This is a genomic window from Lamprobacter sp. (assembly GCF_034860625.1).
Classification (GTDB): Bacteria; Pseudomonadota; Gammaproteobacteria; order Chromatiales; family Chromatiaceae; genus Lamprobacter.
The window spans coordinates 1-1,354 of the sequence record NZ_JAYESN010000523.1 but is presented as its reverse complement, the minus strand read 5'-3'; the positions used below and the strand labels follow the sequence as shown (position 1 = coordinate 1,354).

General features: G+C 65.5%; 2 protein-coding genes. Both read left to right on the top strand.

Going from position 1 to position 1,354, the window contains the following annotated elements; genetic code table 11:
• The coding region (locus VBE63_RS29445; protein WP_323686522.1) for a hypothetical protein at positions 1–530 on the top strand (530 nt) is incomplete at its 5' end.
• A gap of 155 nt (positions 531–685) precedes the next feature.
• Positions 686–1,354: alpha-amylase family glycosyl hydrolase (locus VBE63_RS29440; RefSeq protein ID WP_323686521.1), on the top strand; the 669-nt coding region annotated here is incomplete at its 3' end.

Below are 1,354 nucleotides of genomic sequence, written 5' to 3'. Positions count from 1 at the left end.
GCGTCTTCAGTCGCAGCCATCAGGGCCAGTCGGTGGTGGTCATTGCGCCGCGCCTGCTTGCGGGCCTGAGCGAGCTGGCCAACGTCGGTCACGACGATACCAATGAGCAGACGGCTAGCGAGCGCTCCACCACCGTCACCGCCGACGACTCCGGGCTCGGTCCCGATGCCGGCCACGACCATGATCCCGGCCCGTCCACCAACCCTCGTGCTACCGCCTCAAGCAACGGCGACATCGATCCATTGCAAGACCCCGGTTGGGACGAGACCTGGATCTCGATCCCGGCCGCGCGGCTCGAGGATGTCCTAGGCGGCATGGACAGCGGCGCTGAAAGCCGCGCAGAGAATCGTCCAGGGGGCGGCCCGGGGAACGGTCTAGAGACCAGCCCAGAGACCAGCCCCGAGCGCAGCACAAACGCGAGGCCAAACCGGCAGCTTGAGACCGAGCAGTACCAAGGCCGTCAAGCCCTTCGCGCTAGCAGGGTCTTGCGCCGATTCCCAGTCGGGCTGCTGAAGACCAGCGCGTTATGACCAGCCGATTGCGCTATGCCAGCCAAGCTCGTCAGGACGAGCCGACCGCGTGATCAGCAACCGCGTGCTCAGCAGCCATCTTTCAGTCGAGAGCGCCAGCGTAGCGATCGATCGGTATCGACAATCATCGCCCCAGCCATTCAGGACACGCCGAGATGCCATCGAAGCAACCCTCTCTCCCCCAAGGCCCGCGCATCTACAACCTGTTCCCGACCCTGCTCGGTCCGATCGAGCGCTGGACGGAGCGGCTGCCCGAGATCGCCCGGATGGGTTTCGACTGGGTCTTCGTCAATCCCTTTCACCTGCCGGGTGAGTCCGGAAGCCTCTATGCGGTCAAGGACTATTATCGCCTGCACCCAGCGCTGCGTGGCGAGAGCGACAGCGATGATGACGACGACGGCGAGCGACTCAGGGCCTTCACCGCTGCCGCCAGCGACGCCGGGATCGGCGTGATGATGGACCTGGTCGTCAACCATACCGCGATCGACTCCGAGCTGGTCACCGCGCATCCGGACTGGTACGTCCATGACGACGACGGCTCGGTGCACTCGCCCTCGGCGACCGATCTCGACAACCCCGAGATCGTCACCGTCTGGGAGGACCTGGCCCAGCTCGACTACAGTGAGCGGCCCGAGCGCGAGGCAATGATCGACTTCTTCTCCGAGGTCATCCGCCATTACATCCAGCTCGGCTTTCGCGGCTTCCGCTGCGACGCCGCCTACCAACTACCCGGCAGGGTCTGGCAGATCCTGATCGAGCGCGCCCGCAACAGCGCACCGGAGACCAGATTCTTCGCCGAGACCCTCGGCGCGCCGCCCGACGAC